This window comes from Nakamurella deserti, from assembly GCF_003260015.1.
Classification (GTDB): domain Bacteria; phylum Actinomycetota; class Actinomycetes; order Mycobacteriales; family Nakamurellaceae; genus Nakamurella; species Nakamurella deserti.
Genome location: NZ_QCXS01000002.1, coordinates 1,320,389 through 1,337,121, shown reverse-complemented (window position 1 = coordinate 1,337,121; position 16,733 = coordinate 1,320,389). Strand labels below are relative to the sequence as shown.

General features: G+C 65.9%; 10 protein-coding genes and 1 tRNA gene. 8 read left to right on the top strand and 3 right to left on the bottom strand.

Going from position 1 to position 16,733, the window contains the following annotated elements:
- Positions 1-15: 15 nt before the first annotated feature.
- Entirely contained in the window at positions 16-972 is a 957-nt protein-coding gene (locus DB033_RS20585) for a hypothetical protein (protein WP_157970535.1), read from the top strand.
- Positions 973-2,372: 1,400 nt separating this feature from the next.
- On the opposite strand, the gene DB033_RS20580 is transcribed toward DB033_RS20585, so the two are convergent.
- Both DB033_RS20580 and DB033_RS06135 read right to left on the bottom strand, forming a co-directional pair.
- Entirely contained in the window at positions 2,373-4,346 is a 1,974-nt protein-coding gene (locus tag DB033_RS20580; RefSeq protein WP_157970534.1) for a hypothetical protein, read from the bottom strand.
- 1,038 nt (positions 4,347-5,384) lie between these two features.
- Positions 5,385-5,457, bottom strand: a tRNA-Leu gene (locus DB033_RS06135).
- A gap of 120 nt (positions 5,458-5,577) precedes the next feature.
- Between DB033_RS06135 and DB033_RS06130 the strand changes: the two genes are divergently transcribed.
- The 7 genes from DB033_RS06130 to DB033_RS06100 all read left to right on the top strand — a co-directional run bounded on the left by DB033_RS06130 (position 5,578) and on the right by DB033_RS06100 (position 15,518).
- Complete coding sequence (locus tag DB033_RS06130; RefSeq protein WP_111765901.1) at positions 5,578-6,153, top strand: ANTAR domain-containing response regulator; 576 nt, start codon at positions 5,578-5,580, stop codon at positions 6,151-6,153.
- 571 nt (positions 6,154-6,724) lie between these two features.
- Entirely contained in the window at positions 6,725-7,948 is a 1,224-nt protein-coding gene (locus tag DB033_RS06125; protein WP_111765900.1) for a branched-chain amino acid ABC transporter substrate-binding protein, read from the top strand.
- 184 nt (positions 7,949-8,132) lie between these two features.
- Positions 8,133-9,050 (top strand): branched-chain amino acid ABC transporter permease, encoded by a 918-nt coding sequence (locus tag DB033_RS06120; protein WP_205843676.1) that lies wholly within the window; start codon positions 8,133-8,135, stop codon positions 9,048-9,050.
- Positions 9,047-11,290, top strand: a complete 2,244-nt coding sequence (locus DB033_RS21080; RefSeq protein ID WP_205843675.1) for a branched-chain amino acid ABC transporter permease — start codon at positions 9,047-9,049, stop codon at positions 11,288-11,290. The genes DB033_RS06120 and DB033_RS21080 overlap by 4 nt, the downstream gene beginning before the upstream one ends.
- A complete protein-coding gene (locus tag DB033_RS06110; protein WP_111765898.1) occupies positions 11,287-12,219 on the top strand; it encodes an ABC transporter ATP-binding protein in 933 nt (310 codons plus the stop codon). The genes DB033_RS21080 and DB033_RS06110 overlap by 4 nt, the downstream gene beginning before the upstream one ends.
- Positions 12,216-12,932, top strand: a complete 717-nt coding sequence (locus DB033_RS06105) for an ABC transporter ATP-binding protein (protein ID WP_111765897.1) — start codon at positions 12,216-12,218, stop codon at positions 12,930-12,932. The genes DB033_RS06110 and DB033_RS06105 overlap by 4 nt, the downstream gene beginning before the upstream one ends.
- Before the next feature lie 609 nt (positions 12,933-13,541).
- The gene (locus DB033_RS06100) at positions 13,542-15,518 is read left to right on the top strand and encodes a BCCT family transporter (protein ID WP_111765896.1); all 1,977 of its coding nucleotides are present in this window, start codon (positions 13,542-13,544) and stop codon (positions 15,516-15,518) included.
- Here the strand turns inward: DB033_RS06100 and DB033_RS06095 are convergent.
- A complete protein-coding gene (locus DB033_RS06095) occupies positions 15,515-16,540 on the bottom strand; it encodes a DMT family transporter (protein WP_157970533.1) in 1,026 nt (341 codons plus the stop codon). The two genes, DB033_RS06100 and DB033_RS06095, sit on opposite strands and share 4 nt — an antisense overlap.
- Positions 16,541-16,733: the final 193 nt, after the last annotated feature.

Here is a 16,733-nt window from a genome sequence, read left to right as displayed (position 1 = left end):
CAACGAGGAATCTGAATGACACGAATAGCTGTCGTCCACGGCATCGGGCAGACGAACCGGGAACCGGTACTTCTACAACAAGAGTTCGGTGAGGCCTTAAAGAGTTGTCTCTTGGAGGCAGGGCGCGCTGACTTAGCGTGCCGCATCCATACGCCTAATCCGTCTGCACGGCTCGCGCGAGACAGTAATTTGATATCGGTAGACTTGGCCTATTATGCTGATGTATTTACTACTCCCAATACGCAGGGAGCTGCAGACCCTTTTATCGGTTTGACTTCCGAACAACGTGATCTTGCCGAAGAGTTATCGATGCTGTGGTTGTACGAGCTGGCCGAAGATCCTGCCCATTCGGCAAATGCCCAGGCGCAACGCGAGTTATCAGCTTTGACAGGAGCGGGGCGCGAGCAACAAGGAATCGGCAAAAGGGCTGCGCGGACGGCGGTTTCTTCGTTGAGCAGAGTTCGTTGGCTGGCGACAAGCGGCCTTTGGCTCACACAACGCTTGTTCTTCCGAGATCTCGTTGAGGTGGTTCGCTACATGACAGACGAAGAAATTCGTGAGCAGGTGAGTGGACGACTGGTTGCAGTTTGCGATTCCGATACGAAGGTCCTTATCGCGCATTCCCTTGGATCAGTTGTTGCTTACGATTACCTCTGCCGGCAGGAAGACTCAATGCCCGTACCTTCTCTGCTAATCACACTCGGGAGCCCGCTCGGGTTAAGATCAGTAATCTACGACAGGCTCTCAAAGCGACCACCCGCGTTCCCGGAATTCGTGCCTCGTTGGGTGAACGTGAGTGATAAAAATGATCTTGTAGCGACTAAGTCGGACATATCCCAATTGTTTCCAGATGTCCACGGCTTCGGCCGCTCCATTGAATCGCTTGTAGTCAACAACGGTAGACGCTCACACGACGCTTTTAGATACTTGGCACATAAGTCCGTCGGTGAGCTCGTGTCATCTGTACTTTGAGTGGTTGTGCTGTCTAAATGGCTAGAAAAGATTAGGACTGTTGGGATCGCCCAGATCGACGATATGCAATACCCCGCCTACTTTGGCTGTAGCGAAAGAATGTTGCCCGCCTTTAGGATTTGGTTGGACCGGTTTCTGCATCTCCTGTGTCCGCATTTGCCACAACCAATTTTTCGCCTCAACCGAGCAAAGCGCCATCGCGACGATCGCCAGCTGGCCTCCGTCAAGCGTTGGACAGGTTCCTACTAGTCCCAGTATGGGTCCCGCAAGAGTGGCTTCAGGTGCGTTAGGTTGATGTACGTATATGTCAAACGAGACGGCTTCGTCTCTCCGAAGGGGCGGCCAATACGAAACTTCGTCACCGACGTTTGTGCGCCCAACCCCCGGTGTGACTAAACTCGTCATGGGGATCACAATAGACAACGCATGCATTCGGCCGGGTGCCGATTCAGGCGACGGACGGAAGGACTCGATGATTCGCGTGCCGTTTATGCCGAACCGCTGAGCAGCTGAATGGGTCCAAGCCAGCGACCACCGACCGGACTTGTGAAAGGAGAAGGTCATGTAGTTGAATAGGGGCGTACCAACATAAAACCCGTCGTCGGTTGCATGAATCCACCATAGTTCTGATCGCTTGCTCTCTGCGGGGCCGACAGCGAACTTGATGGATTCATGCGCAGAAGCAGCTAAAATAGGGGGGACATCTGGATAAACAGTATTCCCTTGCGGAGACACTTGCGGTATTTTCTCCATCACGACACTCCTCTTCAGTGTGGTATGCACTCCTTAACCTTCTTCGCTACATGCTAGCGGTAGGCTACCAGCGCACGCTGCGGACGCCTCTAGGTAGCTGGGTTCCGTCTGATCGGAGGTCAGCGTCAACGGGATGCGACTTGGTATTAAGCGCTTCATCGTGGCGGTGAAGATTCGGCGACTCGCCCAAGACGCCTGTCAATTTCGTATCCGGCCCGGTCCCGACCCCTGTCTGTCAGACCCGTCGGTGATGGATGGAACAACATTGAGTTCGCCACTGCCCGCGACGAAAGCCTCAGGGCACGGCTGCTAGTCTCCTTCGTTTACCGAGGACCCACAGGTGGGGCACATCCTGGCTCACGGTGTTCATGAGCGCCTTCATGCTCGACTGACTCTGGTGACCAATAGGTGGTGACTCAGGATCGGACCTAGCGCCCGTCGTGACGCCCGCGGGGGGTTCTCCACCCAGGCGGCGACGCCTTTCTCCTGGATAGTGCCCCAGGTCGCGCACGTCGGTGTCCGCGGACCGTGTTCACACGCAGTCGTCCACCAAGCGAGCTCTTGGGAGGTCGACCGCCAAGTCGTGGTGTCTCGCGGCACGCCTGATAAGCCGCCACGCGGACCCTTGAGGTCGCATTTCTGCGCCGCTAGTCGCCGCGCCGTAATACGCCTGCGAGAGCGGCCAAGATGGCCGCAACTAGAACGTAACCGCAAAGTACAGTGGCCACGGTCACGATTTGAGCGAGACCACTAGCCACCCATTTCGAGTAGCCGAAGTCAACGAACGGCAGCATATTATCCACGACGTATATTAGACTGTTGAACGGCGGCGCACCGGAACCCGCTACCATTTTGTCTCGCAACAACTGTATCGATGTACTACCGACCGCCACCGTTATTACGAGCCAGGCGAAAGCCAACCCTGGCTTGTAGCCGTATCCAATTGTATTGCGCAAGAGGAAGCTCCAGGAACGCGATACAACACCACGCACGCCGCGCGTTCTAGCACGTCGAATGCGCTGAGATTCGATCGACGTTTTCTTGGCTTCCGCCAGATACCCGTGGTGTTTTAGGACGCCGGCGAGCACTGAGTACGGTCCTGGAGAGTACCCTTCTGGATCGTTCCTCAGCCATTGCAGGCGGTTGCGGAGGTCCACCGTCGGAACCTCAGGAATAATTGCTCCGTAAACGTATCCCTGTAGCTGATACCGGTCCGCTATACCTGCAGCACCCTTGTGTCGGGATGCCTTTGCTCCGCGCAAATCGATGACACCGTGGTGTTCAGCGGGCGCGACGTGCATCAAGTCCGAGACAGATGCACCGTTCAAGGTGCATGTCACTTGGTCCGCCGCACCAACCAGGTCACATTCAACTAGCAATACGGAACCACCTACTTGCGCGTTGCTGAAGTTCAAACGACCCACAGAGCGAGCGCGTGCCCGGAAAAAGATGGATGCTCCGACACTTATCCTCTCCGCACGCACAGTATCTCCACCGGGATTGGTGAGTACAGCGGCGTCGAATGCAACCTCGCCCTCAATCTTCGCGTCGATGGTAGAGACTGTGCCGTCAGCGAAGAATCCGCCGCGGCACAACCAGCTGCCTTTGACCTGCAGTCGGTCAAATGCGATAGCCAGATCGCCTGGGTTGTGGCAACTCGCGCCGTTCATCTGCAAAGATCCAAATACTTTTGAATCATGCATCTGGAAGCGTCCGTAACAGAGAAAGCCGGCGCGGCATGCTATATCGCCACTCACCTCGGCATTACTGAGATCGAGGGCCGTTTGGCCGACATTGTTGAAGCTACTACCGTCTAAAAGCAGGTGCCCCCGTATCGCAGCACTGCGGAGCGACACGAGACCATCGAATCGTGCACCCTGTCTAGCCAGAAAGTTGCCCTGCAACCTGAGGCCTTCGCCTATGAAAGCCGTAGACCCTTCACTGTCTAGATGAGCTCCGTCAAGCTTAAGGAAGTCGGCCTGCAAATTTAGGGCATCCATGGTTCCCCGGCACTGCATTCTATCCGCGAAGATTCCGCCACCCACTTTGGCACTGACTAGAAGTAGCGATTGATCGCCGGAGCTGCGGAGGGAAGATCCCTGGAGGTAAAGTGAACCGGCGATCTGCGCCTGACTGAGGTCTACGACGTCGCCACTTGTAAGGAATCTCAGATCCAGGTTACCGTTGACCTCGACCTGAGCTGCATTGAGACCACGCGGCATTGAGCAGCTAACGATTCGAAGTCCACTGGTGCTTGTTCCGCTGAGGTCTAATGGCTGACTGGTGATGAAAGAGCAGTTGACGAATTCAAGCGGACAGCGCAGCTTGAACCCCGCCAAGTTGAAGTCTCCTACGATCCGCGCGCCCGAGACGCGCACGGCGCGCACCGCACGGGCATCGCCGCTCGCGTCGAACGACAGTTCGTCGAGTCCGGTAAGAAGTTGGACAAGCACCTTTGCCCGGACATCCCAGCGCGTTGAGTCGTTACCTGCTCCGAGCGCTGGCCCGAAGCTTGCATCCGGGTCGGCGTACCACCAGTTGCCCGTCTGGGACGAGCGCACGATGTCATGCTCTATTTCTGTCAGATCGGAGTATTGTATTGGAGTGTTAGAGGTGGGCATTTGATCATCATAGTGGGTTACGGCAGGACAGCGCCGTTCGGGTCAACACAGCCCCGCAATGGAGAGCAGTGAATGGCGAGCTGCAGACAAGCTGAAAGGCCCATTATTCTTTCGAGTGCTTCACCGTCGGCCTTCGGGGCGAGTAATACATTTGGATCCTGTCCTCCGCGAGTCACAATGCGTTAGGCGCAAAGGAGCAAGGGCACCAAGAGACCAAGAGGCCAAGGGCGTTGTAGTTACGCACTCCCCGTGTGCCGATTCTGGGGTTGGGGCGGGGGTCTGCCACAGACAAGACGGCAGAATTAGGCAGAGTGATGCAGCGGCCCATGTGGTTAGTGTCCGCCTCGAACGGCGCACTGCTTACGGCGAAGCAGGAGTGCCGACCAGCCGGCCCATTCTGAGGGTCTGACTTCGCTCAAGGTGGCGGCAGGTGCCCCGGCGAGCACCATGGCCTTGTTCAGCAGCGACAGCGCGATGTCGCCTCGGGTCCGGCCGTGACCGTTGGTGTAGGTGTCCAGGAACTTTCGTACCTGTTACACGTCGAGGTCACGCGGCAATACGGCGGCGATCTCGTGTGCCCGGATTGCCTCGGCGACGGGGGAGTAGTTGTCTCTGGCGCCCGGCGCAAGGTCCTGGACCTGCCGACTGGCCATCGTCTGGTCTATCAGGTCGCCCACGGTTGGTTGTCGTCGTATCGCCCTGGTCAGCTGTCCGCTGCGCTTCGGTCGCCTCGTCGCGACCACGCGCCAGCGCGGCTAGCTTGTCGGCGGCGGCTCGACGGGTGGCCTCCTTCGCTGCGGCCTTGGTCGGACGCCACCTGCGCACCATGTGCGCCTTGTGTCGGCGTCAACCACCCGCACGAGTCCCCGGTACTTCTTCCCGGGGTCGGTCTGCGTCTTGTCCTCGATGACGGCGATGTCGCCCATCGTGCCGGGGGCGATTCTTTGTCGTGCCATGGACGGCATCGCACCGAAAACGTGCTGTGGACGTGCCCTGTGCCGACTTCGATGTTGCCAACAGGCTGTTTTGCCTGGTCAGTGCCCCTGGTCAGATTCGAACTGACACTGTACGGATTTTGAGACCGCTTCCTCTGCCATTGGGATACAGGGGCCCACAACGGTCACCGTGCCGACGTCGCCGGCGGTGGTGGACCGTGTTCGCGAGCCGAGTTTAACGAAGATGTTCCACACCGTGGACCAGACGCTTCGGGCCGACCGATACGATTCTCCGCATGACGACGCAACGGCGGGTCCTGATCGCCGAGGACGAAGCCCTCATCCGCTTGGATCTGAAGGAGATGCTGACCGAAGAGGGTTACGACGTCGTCGGTGAGGCCGGTGACGGTGAGCAGGCGGTGGCGCTGGCCACGGAGCTCAAGCCCGACCTCGTCATCCTCGACGTCAAGATGCCGAAGAAGGACGGGATCGACGCCGCCGGTGAGATCACCGAGGCGCAGATCTCGCCCGTGGTGATCCTGACCGCCTTTTCGCAGCGCGACCTCATCGAGCGGGCCACCGACGCGGGCGCGATGGCCTACCTGGTGAAGCCGTTCACCAAGTCCGACCTGCTGCCGGCCATCGAGCTGGCCATCGCCCGGTACAGCGAGATGGTCTCGCTGCGGGCCGAGGTCGCCGACATCACCGAGCGGCTCGCGGTCCGCAAGATCATCGACCGCGCCAAGGGTCTGCTGCAGGCGAAGCAGAAGATGACCGAACCGGAGGCGTTCCGCTGGCTGCAGCGGGCGGCGATGGACCGGCGTACGTCCATGAAGGAGATCTCGCAGGCCGTCATCGACGGGTTGAGCTGACCCTCCCGGCGGTCGGGGACCCGGCCGCCTGTCGACACCCGTCGTGCGCTCCGGCGCCCGGCGGGTCCGTCGTTTCCGGGGTCCGGTGGCGCGTGGGTGGCCGGCGCCGCCGGACGGCCGCGGTCGGCGGCCCGTGCCGGCGACCGTGCGGGCGGTGACACGCCGGACCCGGATCCGTTCTCACGCCCTGTGTCGTTGTTGCGCATCATGAGGCACGTCACGCTCCGCGCAACTGTGCACTGCGCGACATGTCGCCCCACGGCTGAGGTTTCATCGGTGCACGGCGGGTCCCGAACCCACTTCCGCCCGTCCGCGGCAGATCCGGCCGACGAATGCGGCGCATCGGCTCGTCTCCGCCGGAGTGCGAACCGTCGAGAGGTTCCGCACGAATGGACGCAATTTGGTCACAATCGGTTCGGCCGGGTTTGACGTTCCTGGGTGCGGTTGCCCGTGTGGGCTAGTCTCCACAATCACGACAGCCGGGCCGGCGGGAGATTCGCCCGCCACGGCAGACTTCCGCAGTAACCCGTTCGGTCCCCGTCGTGTGGGCCGAGAAATCTAAGGAGAGTCAGTGCGGAGCAGTTACCTGGCGAAGTTCGCCGCATTCGGAGTGGCCGGGGCGCTCGCGCTCACCGCCTGCTCCAACAGCACCACCCCCGCCCCCACCACCGGCGGCAACGCCGCCGCGCCGACCAGCTCCACCGGTGGCGCCACCCCCGCCGGCGGCGGCTCCGGCGCCACCTACAAGATCGGCTTCCAGGGACCGCTCTCCGGCGACAACCAGCAGCTGGGCATCAACGAGGTCAACGCGGTCGAGCTGGCCGTCGAGCAGGCCAACGCCGCCGGTGACCTCGGCTTCACCCTCGAGCTCGTCAAGTCCGACGACGTCGGGCTCCCGGACAAGGCCCCGGCCGCCGCGCAGACCCTGCTGCAGGACACCGCCGTCATGGGCGTCGTCGGCCCGAGCTTCTCCGGTGCGACCAAGGCCGTGGGCGCCACCTACAGCGAGGCCCAGCTCGCCCTGATCAGCCCGTCGGCGACCAACGCCACGCTGACCACCTCCGGCTGGACCGCGTTCCACCGCATCGTGCCGCCGGACTCCGTCGAGGGCCAGCAGGCCGCCGACTGGCTGTCCACCAAGGCCAAGACCGTCTACGTGGTCGACGACCTGTCCGACTACGGCAAGGGTGTCGGCGACGACGTCCAGAAGGAGCTGGAGTCCAAGGGCGTCACGGTCACCCGTGAGGGCGTCGACGCCAAGACCACCGACTACTCGGCCATCGCCCAGACCGTCGCCTCCTCCGGCGTCGAGGCGCTGTTCTACGGCGGCTACGACGCCCAGGCGTCGCTGTTCGCCCAGGCGCTGAAGTCGGCCGGCTTCGCCGGCATCACCGTCACCGGCAACGGCGGCAAGTCCTCGGTCTTCACCGAGGGTGCCGGCGACGCGGGCGACGGCTGGTACTTCTCCTGCGGTTGCCTCGACGCCACGGTCGCCCCGGCCGCCGCCGAGTTCGAGAAGGCCTACCAGGCGAAGTTCAACACCCCGTCCTCCACCTACTCGCCGGAGGCCTACGACGCCGCCAACGCGATGATCTCGGTCATCAAGGACCTGGCGTCCAAGGGCGAGGTCACCCGCGCCGACGTGCTGGCCGGGGTGAAGGCACTGGACTACAAGGGCATCACCACGACCATCAAGTTCACCGAGACCGGTGAGGTCGAGCAGCAGGTCATCAATCTGTACCAGCAGGAGGACGGCGTCATCAAGCTGCTCGGGCCGATCGCGGACCAGAAGTAGCCCTACCGCACCACGCCACGACCCTGCAGAATCCCTGCAGCGGACCGGGCGACGAAGGCGTCGCCGATGTGCATGCTCGGCATCGGCGGCGCCTTCTGGCGTTCAGCGCCTGTTCCCGCCACACCTCCACCGCCTGTCAGCCCCGCCGGCTCGTTCACGGAAGGCATCCTGCATGCAGGATTTCATGCTGTATCTCTTCTCGGGGCTGACCCGGGGATCGATGTACGCGCTCATCGCGCTCGGTTACACCCTCGTCTACGGCGTCCTGCAGCTCATCAACTTCGCGCACAGCGAGGTGTTCATGTCCGGCGCCTTCGCCAGCTTCATCGTCGTGTCGGCGGTCGTCGGTGAGGGCCAGACGCCCGGCTGGGCGGTCCCGCTGATCTTCGTGCTCGGCCTCGTCACCGGTGGCCTCACCGGCGCCTGCATCGCCTGGGGTCTGGAGCGCGTCGCCTACCGACCGCTGCGACGCCGCGGCGCGCCCAAACTCGCGTTCCTGATCAGTGCGATCGGCATGTCGTTCCTGCTGTCCGCGCTGGCCGGCAAGCTGTTCAACCGCTTCACCAACAACCAGTTCCCCGACTACTTCAACAAGGACTCGGTGGTCTTCACCGTCTTCGGGGCGCAGGTCCGGTTGATCCAGCTCATCATCATCGTCTCGGCGCTGCTGATGATGCTGTTCCTGGACCGCCTGGTGTCGGGCACCAAGCTCGGCCGCAGCATCCGCGGTGTCGCCGAGGACGCGCCCACCGCGGCCCTGATGGGCATCAACATCGACAAGACGATCAGCAAGACGTTCGTCATCGGCGGCGCGCTGGGCGGGGCCGCCGGGTTCCTCTTCGGCACCGCCTTCGTGTTCAGCAACATCATGGGCTTCCTGCCCGGTGTGAAGGCGTTCGCCGCCGCCGTGCTCGGCGGTATCGGCAACATCCGCGGCGCCATGATCGGTGGTCTGCTCCTGGGCATCATCGAGGTGCTGATCCCGGCCCTGCCGTTCATCGGCACGAAGTGGACCGACGTCGTGGCGTTCGTGGTGCTGGTCCTGGTGCTGGTCTTCCGGCCCACCGGCATCCTCGGCGAGAAGCTCGGGAGGGCGGCATGAAAACCGGAGTGTTCTCCAACCCGCTGGTCAAGCGGTTCATCGCGTGCCTGGCGCTGGGTCTGGCGCTGGCCATCATGGTCGGCCCGCAGCAGGGCACCCAGCAGGACTACGGCCTGGCGTTCCGGGAGGCGGTCTTCGCGCCGCGGGTGTTCGTCTTCCTGGGCATCGGTGTGCTGGTCTTCCTCGTGGTCACCTTCTGGCCGCGGATCACCCCGTACTTCAAGCGGCCGGGCGTCTTCCCGCTGGCCGTCGGCGGCATCACCGTGGTCGCCGCGCAGACGCTGCTGAAGTGGCACGACCCCACGGGGGACGGCAAGTTCCACACCGTCGCCGACGCGGCCGCCGGCATCGCCGGGCTCGCGCCGCTGGCCACGGTCTTCTTCGGGTGGCTCGCCTGGACCCTGCTGATCGTCACCGTGCTCGTCGCCGGCGCCGGCATCGTCGCGGACCGCCGGATCCTCGGCTGGGTCGCGGCCGGGCTCGCCGTCTTCGGTGTCTTCATCGTGCTGGTGTCCAGCGCCGCGTTCGAGGCCACCTCCACCCGGCCCGACCACTCGCTGGGCGCCGGCGTCGCCGTCGTCGGGTACCTCGTGCTGGCCGCCGCCGCGGTCACGATCGCGATGAGCAGGGACGAGATCGCCGACACCAAGGCGTTCTTCGCCCGGGTGCTGGCGTGGCGGCCGGGCCTGCCGCTGGCCGTCATCGGCGCGGTCGTCGGGATCATCGGCGTGGCGGCGGCGACCTGGTACTCGCCCAACCGGATCAACGCCACCCTCGTGGACACCGCGGCCTTCTTCGCCGACCGCGGACTGGCACCGCTGGCCGAGGCCTACCTCAGCTGGCTGGGCTACGTCGTGTTCGCGGTGGCGCTGATCCTGGCCGCCGCCGCGTCGTACCTGCGCATCACCGCGCTCGGCTGGGCGGCGCTGGTCGTCGGTCTGGCCGGCCTGTACCTGACGCTCAACACGATGTACCTCTTCTCCTCGGCCGCGGCGGTGCAGAAGCTCGAGGGTGTCTCGGGTCCGTGGCAGAACCTCGGCACCGGCGGCTGGATGACCTCGGCGGCGCTGTTCCTGTTCGCCGGTGCCGGCTTCGTCGTGGCCACCGCGCGGCGCCGCGCCCCGAAGACGATCGTGGCCGCGGGCATGAAGGTCGCCGCGCCGAAGTCGTCCGACGCCGGATTGTTCTCCAACCCGGTCGCCACCAAGACCCTGCTGCTCGCCGTGTTCGCGGTCGCTCTGTTCTACCCGCCGACCGCCACCAGCTTCTGGCAGTCGGTGCTGGTCACCCAGATCGGCATCTACGTGCTGCTCGCGGTCGGCCTGAACGTCGTCGTCGGCTGGGCCGGCCTGCTCGACCTGGGGTTCATCGCGTTCTACGCCATCGGCTCCTACGTCACCGCCTACCTGGTCGGCTCACTGCCGATCAAGCCGCCGAGCTGGCTGGAGATGTCGCCGCTGTGGGCGATACCGTTCGCCATCCTGGTCTGTCTGATCGCCGGCGTCATCCTGGGTGGTCCGACGCTGCGGCTGCGCGGTGACTACCTGGCGATCGTCACGCTGGGCTTCGGTGAGATCGTCCGCATCGTGGCGATCAACGCCGACGAGGTCACCAACTCCACCCGTGGCCCGTCGCCGCAGGTGCCGCACCCGGTCATCAACCTGGGCTTCGTGCGGTTCGAGTTCGGCCTGAACCAGCTGCAGTACTGGTACCTCCTGCTCATCATCATCGTCATCGTCGTGGTGTTGTTCCGCGCCCTGGAGCAGTCCCGCACCGGCCGCGCGTGGGCGGCCATCCGCGAGGACGAGATCGCCGCGCAGGCCACCGGCGTCAACACCACCCGGGTCAAGCTGCTGGCCTTCGCCATCGGCGCCTCGACCTCCGGCCTGGCCGGTGTGTTCTTCGCCAGCGACGTCGGCTTCTTCACCCCCGACAACTTCATCCTGAACAACTCGATCCTGGTGGTCGCCTACGTCGTCTTCGGCGGCATGGGCTCGCTGCCCGGCGCGATGGCGGGTGCGGCCGTGCTGACCTGGCTGCCGGAGTTCCTCAAGGACCAGGTGCCGGCCGAGGACCGCCAGATGTGGATCGGCGCCGTCGTGCTGCTGATGATGATCTTCCGTCCGGGCGGGCTGATCCCGGCCAAGCGGCGGGCGGCCGAGCTGCACGGCTTCGACGACGACACACCGAACGAGCCTCGAGCGGTACCCGCGGGCGAGGGAATGGGGGCCCGGGCATGAGCCACGCGGTGAGCACCGAGAAGGCCGGATCGCCGGTCGGTCCCCGCGACGTCGTCTACGACGTCTCCGGGGTGACCCTGCGCTTCGGTGGGGTGACCAGCCTCAACGACGTCACGCTGCAGATGTTCCGCGGCGAGATCCTGGCGATCATCGGCCCGAACGGCGCCGGCAAGACGTCGCTGTTCAACTCGCTGACCGGCGTCTACACCCCGCAGGAGGGCAGCATCCAGCTGGCCGCGCGGGTGGGGGACAGCCCGGCCAGCGTGCTGGGCAAGAAGACACACGTCATCAACCACCTCGGAGTGGCCCGCACCTTCCAGAACATCCGGCTGTTCCCGGCGTTGACCGCGCTGGAGAACGTCAAGGTCGGCATCGAGACGCGGCAGAAGTCGGGGCCGCTGGCGTCGATGCTGACCCTGCCGCGGGCCCGCCGGGAGGAGCGCGAGAGCACCAAACGCGCCTACGAGCTGCTCCGTGAGGTCGGGCTGACCAGCCGGGCCAACGACCTGGCCGGCTCCCTGGCCTACGGGGAGCAGCGCCGGCTGGAGATCGCCCGGGCGCTGGGCACCAACCCGGGCGTCATCCTGCTCGACGAGCCCGCCGCCGGCACCAACCCGGCCGAGAAACGGGACCTGGCCGAGCTCATCGTCCGGATCAACGTCAAGGACAACGTCTCGGTCCTGCTCATCGAGCACGACATGAAGCTCGTCATGTCGATCGCGCACCGGCTGGTGGTGCTCAACTTCGGCCAGAAGATCGCCGAGGGCACCCCGGACGAGATCCAGAAGAACCCGGCCGTCATCGCGGCCTACCTCGGCACCTCCGACGACGACCCGGCCGCGGCCGAGGCCGCCGCTGCGGGTGGGCCGACCCCCATGGACACCACGCCCACGGGCAACCTGGACGAGCCGGAAGGTGGGACGAGATGAGTCTGCTCGAGGTCGACGACATCGAGGTGCGCTACGGCGCCATCAAGGCGATCAAGGGCATCTCCTTCGACGTCAACGAGGGGGAGATCGTCGCGCTGCTCGGGGCCAACGGTGCCGGCAAGACGACCACCCAGAAGACGGTGTCCGGGATGCTGCGGCCGTCGGCCGGGGAGATCCGTTTCGACGGCCAGCGGATCGACGGCATCCCGGCGCACGAACTGATCCACCTCGGCATCTGCCACGTCCCCGAGGGCCGGCACGTGTTCCCGCGGATGACCATCCACGAGAACCTGGAGATGGGCGCGTTCCGGTTCAAGAAGCCCGACCAGGCGGTCATGGACCACGTCTTCGAGCTGTTCCCGCGGCTCAAGGAGCGGATCCGGCAGCAGGCCGGCACGCTCTCAGGCGGTGAGCAGCAGATGCTGGCCATCGGGCGCGCCCTGATGGGCAAGCCCCGGCTGCTGCTGCTCGACGAGCCGTCGATGGGCCTGGCGCCGCTGATCGTCAAGCAGATCTTCGACATCATCAAGGAGATCAACGACGACGGGGTGACCGTGCTGCTCGTCGAGCAGAACGCCGCCCAGGCCCTCGGCCTGGCCAACCGCGGCTACGTCCTGGAGACCGGGGAGATCGTGCTGTCCGGCAGCGGCCGGGAGCTGCTCGCCGACGACCGGGTGCGCGCGGCGTACCTGGGCGAGGAGATCGCCTCCTGAGCAGGAGTCGACCGACCGGGGAGCCCCCGGACGGCGCGGTGCCACCGCGCGGTCCGGGGGCTCTTCCGTCTGTCGGGGAAGGTCGGGGCGGCCGCGACGGCCGGCCGGGGGTGAGCGGGATATCGGGCGGATGACCACGCGAATGCCGCACCGGCATTTCCGCGGCACCGGAACTCGCGTCGTCAGGAAATGGACACGCGTCGTTCACACCATTTCCGGGATGGGCGAGGGCGCCGCCCCACGCGTGACGAACGATCGCCGGCCGATCCCGTCACGCCTCGGCCGGCACCGCCCCAACCTGCGACAATTCCTCCGATCGTCGGCTTGACCGCGCCACTGGCGCGCGGCACAGTAGGCGTACTGCGCAACACGGAGCGCTCTGCGCAACGGACGGATCTCCATGCGCCCGGCGCTCCGGCATTTCATTTCGGTGACGGAAACGGACCGGGCCATTGCGCCCGCACCGCCGTCGGCGTCACAGTGACCGGACGATCTCCGGCTCCCACGTGAGAATGTCCGCGCCTTTTCCGAGGTATCCGTTCCACGGGCCGTCCCGCCCGCTGCAGGCCACCGTCCGATCCAGCCGACGCTGCGACATGAAGGCCGACAATGACGACACAGGACAAGAACGACGCCGGGCACCACCTGCACCTGCCGCACTTCCCCGACACCGGCGTGGCCGCGCCCTTCGAGCCGCCGTCGCTCGCCGGTGACGCCGGCAAGCGCGCCCCGACCGACAAGATCGTCTTCGGCGTGGCCGCCGGTCTGGTCGTCGCCTTCCTCGCCTGGGGACTGCTGAGCTCGGACAACCTGAGCGCCGTGGCCTCGAGCGTGCTGGGCGGGGTGATCAAGGGCGGCGGCTGGGGCTTCGTGCTCGCCGCGAGCGCCTTCGTGGTCTTCGCGATCTGGCTGGCGCTGAGCCGCTACGGCCGGATCCCGCTCGGCCGCGACGACGAACGACCGGAGTTCAAGACGGTCTCCTGGATCGCGATGATGTTCAGCGCCGGGATGGGCATCGGCCTGATGTTCTACGGGGTGGGCGAGCCGCTGTCGCACTTCGCATCACCGCCGCCCGGCACCGTCGACGTCGGAACCCCCGCGGCGTTCGACACCGCGATGGCGACCACGCTGTTCCACTGGACGCTGCATCCGTGGGCGATCTACGCGGTGGTCGGGCTGGCCATCGCCTACGGCACCTTCCGCCGCGGGCGCCGGCAGCTGATCAGCTCGACCTTCGCCCCGCTGCTGGGCAGGCGCGGCACCGAGGGCGCCTTCGGCCGGACGATCGACATCCTGGCCATCTTCGCGACGCTGTTCGGTTCCGCCGCCTCCCTGGGCCTCGGCGCGCTGCAGATCGGCGGCGGTCTCGTCGCCGGGGGCTTCATCGACTCGTTCAGCACCACCCTGCTGGTCGCCGTCATCGCCATCCTCACCACGGCGTTCATCGCCTCGGCGGTGTCCGGTGTCTCCAAGGGCATCCAGTGGCTGTCCAACATCAACATGGTGCTGGCCGCGGTGCTCGCCGTCGTGGTCTTCATCGGCGGCCCGACGATCGTCATCCTGAACCTGATCCCCACCGCCATCGGCGACTACTTCGGTGACCTGGCCGCGATGGCCTCCCGGACGGCGGCCACCGGCGGCAGCGCCACCGAGGAGTGGCTGTCGGGCTGGACGATCTTCTACTGGGCGTGGTGGATCTCCTGGACCCCGTTCGTCGGGATGTTCATCGCCCGGATCAGCCGCGGTCGCAGCATCCGTGGCTTCGTGGCGGGGGTCATCCTGATCCCGAGCTCGGTCAGCCTGGTGTGGTTCGCCGTCTTCGGTGGGGCCGCCATCACCGCCGAGCAGAACGGCGCCGGCCTGGCGTCGCTGCCGGTGGAGGGCCAGCTGTTCGGGCTGTTGTCCACGCTGCCGCTGGGCGGCATCCTCGGAGTGCTCGCGATGGTGCTGGTGGCCATCTTCTTCGTGTCCGGCGCGGACGCCGCGTCCATCGTGATGGGCACCCTGTCGCAGCGGGGCACTATCCACCCGTCGCGGCGGCTCGTCGTCTTCTGGGGCACCGTGATGGGCGCCATCGCGGCGCTGATGCTCGTCGTCGGCGGCAGCGACGCGCTGTCCGGCATCCAGAACATCACCATCATCATGGCGGCGCCGTTCGTCGTCGTGATGATCGTGATGTGCGTGGCCCTGATGAAGGACCTCAACAGCGATCCGCTGATCCAGCGGTTCCGCAAGGTCACCGAGGCGACCGAGCAGGCCGTCGCCTTCGGCACCGAGAACTTCCAGGACGATTTCCACCTCACGGTGAAGCCGAACCGACCGGAGTCGGCGGCCCCGGCCGAGGAGATGGCCGCAGCGGTGGCGCCCGCCGCCTCGGACGCCTCGGCGCCGGACGTCTCGGCGCCGGACGCGGTGGTACCGGACGCGGTGGTACCGGACGCGGTGGTACCGGCGGGTGCGGTGCCGGAGGGATCCGCGCGGCTACCCGCGAGCCGCCGACCGGACCCCGCCGAGCACATCCTCGACCCCGCCGCCGCCCCGGGCACCCGCGTGGCGGGCAGCCGCGCCGAGGGGCGGGTGCCCTAGCCGGCTGTGGGCGGGGCCGGTGCCGTCCCCGCCGGGACACCACCGGCCGTCGTCCGTTCGACGGTTCCCGCCGGACCGGGCGCCAGGTACAGCACCGCCACCGAGCCGAGTAGCAGCGCGGCGCCGACGACCGTGGTGAGTCCCGTGGGTTCGGACAGCACGGTCACCGCGAGCACCGCCGCGGTGAGCGGCTCGATCAGGGTGAGCACCGCCGCCACACTGCTCTCGGTGGCCTGCAGCCCGCGGTTGAACAGGATGTAGGCCAGCGCGGTCGCCAGAACGCCCATCGCGGCGATCCCCGCCCAGGCCACCCCGACGGACACCGGGGCGTCCGCCGGCACCACGTACGGACCGCTGAACACGGCGAACGGGGCGAGGACGGCGGCGCCCACCACTGAGGTCAGGGTGGTCATGGCCACGGCCGGGGTGTGCTGGGCGAGGTGGCGCCCGAGGATCGCGCTGCCGCCGTAGATGACCCCCGAACCGAGCGCGGCGAGAACCCCCAGCGTCGGGTTCGGACCCGCGGCCTCGCTGCCGTGCCCGCCGGCGACGAGCACCAGACCGATCACCGCGACGACGATCACGGCCGTCGGACGCAGGCCAGGGACGCGGCGGCGGCGGAACGCCTCCCACAGCGCGGCCACCACCGGAGCGGTCCCCAGGCTGACCATGGTGGCGATGTTGACGCCCGCCGTGGTGACGGACAGGAAGTAGAGGCCCTGGTAGGCGGCGAGGGCGACTCCGGCGAGGGTCAGCGCCCACGGGTCGCGGCGGGCGGCGCGGACGACGAGCCGGAAGCCCGGGACGGCGATCAGCAGCATCGCCGCCGCGGACACCGCCAGCCGCCAGAAGCTGATGTCCATCGCCCCCATGCCGGTGGAACGGTGGACGAGCTGCGCGATGACGCCGGAGGTGCCCCAGAGGACGGCGGCGGCGGTGATCTGGATCAGGCCGATCCGGGCGCGGGCGGGGTGGCGGCCGGGGGCGGGCGTGACGGAGGGGACGGTGGGGGAGTCGGACATGCGTGCGCTTTCGGTGAGGTCGACGGTGGCCGGGATCCGCGCGGGCACGTCAGCGGACGGCGGCCACCGTCACCGGTGGGTCGCCGTCGGGACGCGCTACTACGAGCGCGGAGGCGGCAGGACCGGCGACAGGATGCTCACCGGACGAGCATAGGACCTGCGTCCACCGGATTCGGCGGTCCGCGGGACGTCA